Raw genomic sequence first — 4,391 nt, forward strand, 5'->3', positions numbered from 1 at the left:
CCGCCTGCGGCGTCGGGCCCCTCCCTCTCCCCAAGGAGAGGGAGGACACTCCTCTCGCGGTGAGAGTGGGCATCACCTCTCCCCCGGGGAGAGGTCGAAATCGCGACCGCGATTTCGGGTGAGGGGGTTGGCACCGGCCTCTCCTTACGTCGCCGTCAGTTCGTGCTGCCGCAGAGCTGGTCGCGGTTGGCTTCGATCGCGGCCTTGGCCGAGAAGCCGTAGGGCTCGACGATCTTGGCAAACTCGCCGGACTGCTTCAGCGCCGCCAGCTCCTTGTCGAAGGCGTCCCGCAGCGCCGTGTCCTGCTTGCGGAAGGCGGCGCCGTCGCAATAGAGCGGGGCGTTCTTCACCGGCCCGACCATCTCGATGTTCGGGTCGTTGGCCTTCTTCAGCAGGTCCTGGATCGACAGGATCGGCAACGAATAGGCGTCGATGCGGCCGTCCTGCAGCATCTTGATGCCGCTCTGCCCGTCCGGCACCACGATCACCCGGTCGCGCGGCACCCCGGCTTCCAGCGCCAGCCGCTCCTCGGTGCCGCCGCCCGGCGCGCCGATCTTGGCGTCCGGGTTGGCGGCGATGTCGGCATAGCTCTGGAAGTTCGACGGGTTGCCCTTCTTCACCGCGAAGGCCTCGCCGTCGCACAGGATCGGCTGGGAATAGGCCACGGCGCGGCAGCGCTCCGGCTTCATGAACAGGCCGGCGGTGACCGCGTCGAAGCGGCGCGCCTGCAGCCCGGGGATCATGGCGCCGTATTCCGAGATCGAGGCGACGACGTCGGGGATCCCCATGCGCTTGAACACCTCGCGCGCCACGTCCGGCCCGGCGCCGGAGACCTTGCCGTCCGCCGCCACGGCGGTGAAGGGCGGCTCGTTGGCGATGGCGATGCGGGCGAAGCCCTGCTCCTTCAGATTGTCCAGCGTGTCGGCCGCGGCCGGCTGCGCCAGGGCCGCGGCCGATACGGCGGCCAGGATCAGACTCGCGCAAAAACCCTTGTTCATCTCTGCCTCTCTGTTCCCGTGTTTGTGGTCCGGCCGTGCGCCCCGGGTCAGACCCGGTGGCCGGCGGCGATGATCTTCTTGAGGAAGGTCTGGGTCCGCTCCTCGCGCGGGTGCCGGAAGATCTCGTCCGGCGGCCCCTCCTCGACGATCCGGCCGCGGTCGAAGAACAGGACCCGGTCGGCGAAGTCGTGGGCGAAGCTCATCTCGTGGGTGACCAGCAGCATGGTCATGTCGGTCTCGGCGGCCAGGCGGCGCATCACGTTCAACACCTCCTCGACCAGCTCGGGGTCGAGGGCCGAGGTGACCTCGTCGAACAGCATGATCTTCGGCTTCAGCGCCAGGGCGCGGGCGATGGCCACGCGCTGCTTCTGGCCGCCGGACAGCTGCGCCGGCATCGCCTTGGCCTTGCCGGCCATGCCGACGAGCTCGAGCAGCTCCATCGCCCGGGCCTCCGCAGTCTTGCGGTCGACGCCGGCGGTCAGCATCGGGGCCAGGGTGACATTGTCCAGCACGCATTTGTGCGGGAACAGGTTGAACAGCTGGAACACCATCCCGATCTTGGCGCGCATCCTGTGCAGATGGCGCTCGTCGGCCGCCACCAGCCCTCCGTTCCGCTTCATGTGGAACAGCTGCTCGCCCTCGATGCGGATATGGCCGCCGTTGATCTGCTCCAGCGTCATCAGGATGCGCAGGATCGTGGTCTTGCCGGAGCCGGACGGCCCGATCAGGGCCAGCTTCTCCCCCGGCTTCACGGTGAAGGTCAGGTTGTCCAGCACGGTCAGCGGCCCGAAGCGCTTGGACACGCCCTCGACGCTGATGCACGGATCGGTGGTGACGACGGAGTCGGGCAAGTCGCTCTCCCTGTGTCGCGACGGCCTGGGTTGCCGCCAACGATGGGAGGGAGACAAAATCATGTCAAATGGAAAAACAAATCAGTACAATTTGATGTCTCGTGATGATTCATGAGGCAGTCCCTGCCCATTCCGATCGCAGTCCCGACACCGGCCGGAGTCGATCGGCGGACCGCCCGGCCTACATCGCCAGCAGCACCGGCTCCGGCTCGCCATGCAGCAGGTTGACGACGATCTTCAGCCCGTCGCGCAGCTGTTCGGGCGTGGTCGACCCGACCGAGATGCGCACCGCCGGCTGCCGGTCCATGCCGCCCTCGATGGCAAAGGAGGCGCCGGGCGCGATCGCCACGCCCTGCAGCCGGGCATGGGACACGAACTCCTCCTCCGACCGCCCCTCGCCCAGCGGCAGCCAGACATGCAGCCCCTCCGGATGGGCCTTGTGCGGGATGCCGGCCAGCAGCTCGGCCGCGATCGCCTGGCGGCTGCGGATCGCCGCGTTCTGCCAGCGCACCAGCTCCGCCGCCATGCCGTTCTCGACCCAGCGGGCGGCCAGCTCCGCCACCAGCCCGGTCGCCATCCAGCTGGTGACCAGGCTGCGGTTGGCGACGCCCGGCCCCAGCCGGTCCGGCACCACCAGATAGCCGGCGCGCAGCCCCGGCATCACACATTTGGTGAAGGTGGAGACGTGCAGCGTGCGCTCCGGCGCCAGGGCGGCCAGCGGCGGCAGCCGGTCGGTCAGCAGCGGCGCCAGCACGTCGTTCTCGATGATCTGCAGGCCGTGGCGGCGCGCCACCTCGACGATCTCCTCCCGCCGCGCCGCGCCCATCAGGCTGGCGGTGGCGTTGATCGGGTTCGGCATGACGAACAGCGCGCGGACGTCGCCCTCGCGGCAGGCCTCGTCCAGCGCCTCGGGCACCACGCCCTCGCCGTCGATCGCCACGCCGCGCAGGCGGAGGCCGAGATACGCCGCCAGCGGCACCAGCGTGTGGTGGCCGACCGCCTCGGTCACCACGGTCGATCCCGGCGGGGCCGCGGCCATCAGGGCGATGGTCATGCCGGAGGTGGCGCCGTTGGTCAGATGGATGGTGCCGGGCGTCGCCTCGACCCCGCACTGCTCGCGCAGCCAGCTCTGCGCCACGCGGCGGTGGCGGGCGAACAGCATGTTCGGGCGGAAGGACAGCACGGCGGAATGCGGCAGCGTGTCGGCCAGCTCATGCAAAGCCGCCTTCATCGCGTCGATGTGCCGGGTCTCGCACACCACCGGCTTCAGGATCGAGAGATCGATGACCTCGCTCAGCCGCTCGGGAATGTAGGGCGGGACAGGTTCACGCTGCGGTGGGCGGATGAAGGTGCCTCGCCCGGTCTCGCCGGAGATCAGGCCGCGGCGGATCAGCTCCTCATAGGCGCGGCTGACGGTCTGCACCGACAGGTCCAGCGTCTCGGCCATGTGCCGGTGCGTCGCCAGCCGCTCCCCCGGCTGCAGCCGCCCGTCGGCGATCGCCCGCGCGATCTGGTCGGCCAAAGAGAGATAGGCGGGCCGCCGCAGGGCGGCGGCATCGGGCTGCCAGATTGTCATGATTCGGACTGTGATCCAGGATCAGTTCAATTGACAACCCGAATTGCACACCGGCATGGTCGGCCCATGTCCGTCAAGCTCGACCCGATCGACCTGCGCATCCTGGCCGAGATCCAGCGCGACGGGCGCATCACCAAGCTGGCCCTGGCCGAGAAGGTCGGGCTGTCGCCGACGCCGTGCTGGACCCGGCTGCACCGGCTGCAGCGCGAGGGCGTGATCTCCGGCTACCACGCGCGGCTGGCGCTGCGCCGGATCGCACCCTTCGCCATGGTGTTCGTCGAGATCACCTTGGGCGCCCACCGCCAGGGCGATTTCGACCGGTTCGAGCGGGCGGTGAAGGCGGTGCCGGAGGTGGTGGCCTGCTGGTCGCTGGGCGGCGGCATCGACTATCTCTTGAAGGTGGTGGCGCGCGACATCGACGCCTATCAGCGGCTGATCGACCGGCTGCTGGAGGACGAGATCGGCATCGACCGCTACTTCACCTACATCGTCACCCGCACCGTGAAGGACGACGCGACCGTGCCGGTCGAGGTGCTGGCGGGGGCAGAGGGGGCCTAATCCCTCGCTTTTTATTGTCATTGCCGGGCTTGACCCGGCAATCCAGGGCCACCGAGAGCGGCTCTTGAAAGCCCCTGGATCCTCGGGTCAAGCCGAGGATGACAAAAATGGGTGCGTAGACATCGGAGAGAGTCTCTCCGCCGCCCTCCCTCCCACGAGAGACTTGGTCTCCCGACCGCGGCCCGAACAGTCTCCCTCTCTCCCGCTCTCCCCCTACCCTGTCGGCCTCGATTTCGACGGAGGCCCGCCATGACCGCCCTCGCCACCCGGCCCAGCCAGCACGACGCGCTCGGCCGCCTGACCGACCGCCGGCTGCTGCGCGAGCTGGCCTATATCGACGGCCGCTGGACCGCCGCCGCCAACGGCGCGGTGTTCGAGGTCGACGATCCCGCCACCGGCGTCACCGTC

The 4,391-nt window shown here is 69.1% G+C and carries 4 protein-coding genes; 1 reads left to right on the forward strand and 3 read right to left on the reverse strand.

Features of this window, described 5'->3' with window-relative positions:
* Nucleotides 1–155: 155 nt before the first annotated feature.
* From ehuB to ehuR, 3 genes are all read right to left on the reverse strand, one after another.
* Entirely contained in the window at nt 156–998 is an 843-nt protein-coding gene (gene ehuB, locus P409_RS27700) for an ectoine/hydroxyectoine ABC transporter substrate-binding protein EhuB (RefSeq protein ID WP_034846004.1), read from the reverse strand.
* Nucleotides 999–1,045: 47 nt separating this feature from the next.
* Nucleotides 1,046–1,849 carry an ectoine/hydroxyectoine ABC transporter ATP-binding protein EhuA gene (ehuA, locus tag P409_RS27705; protein ID WP_034846006.1) on the reverse strand — a complete coding sequence of 268 codons (804 nt, stop codon included), beginning with the start codon at nt 1,847–1,849 and terminating at the stop codon, nt 1,046–1,048.
* A 181-nt stretch (nt 1,850–2,030) separates the two neighbouring features.
* Nucleotides 2,031–3,425 (reverse strand): MocR-like ectoine utilization transcription factor EhuR, encoded by a 1,395-nt coding sequence (gene ehuR / locus P409_RS27710; RefSeq protein WP_034846007.1) that lies wholly within the window; start codon nt 3,423–3,425, stop codon nt 2,031–2,033.
* A 66-nt stretch (nt 3,426–3,491) separates the two neighbouring features.
* On the opposite strand from ehuR, the gene P409_RS27715 reads away from it, so the two are divergent.
* Entirely contained in the window at nt 3,492–3,983 is a 492-nt protein-coding gene (locus P409_RS27715; protein WP_034846009.1) for an Lrp/AsnC family transcriptional regulator, read from the forward strand.
* The last annotated feature ends 408 nt before the right edge of the window (nt 3,984–4,391 follow it).

The organism is Inquilinus limosus MP06 (assembly GCF_000767795.1).
GTDB lineage: Bacteria > Pseudomonadota > Alphaproteobacteria > DSM-16000 > Inquilinaceae > Inquilinus > Inquilinus limosus_E.

What these genes read in the sequence shown, in the direction of transcription:
- ehuB (WP_034846004.1), bottom strand. Translation starts at nt 998, where the DNA reads ATGAACAAGGGTTTTTGCGCGAGTCTGATCCTGGCCGCCGTATCGGCC.
- ehuR (WP_034846007.1), bottom strand. Translation starts at nt 3,425, where the DNA reads ATGACAATCTGGCAGCCCGATGCCGCCGCCCTGCGGCGGCCCGCCTAT.
- P409_RS27715 (WP_034846009.1), top strand. Translation starts at nt 3,492, where the DNA reads ATGTCCGTCAAGCTCGACCCGATCGACCTGCGCATCCTGGCCGAGATC.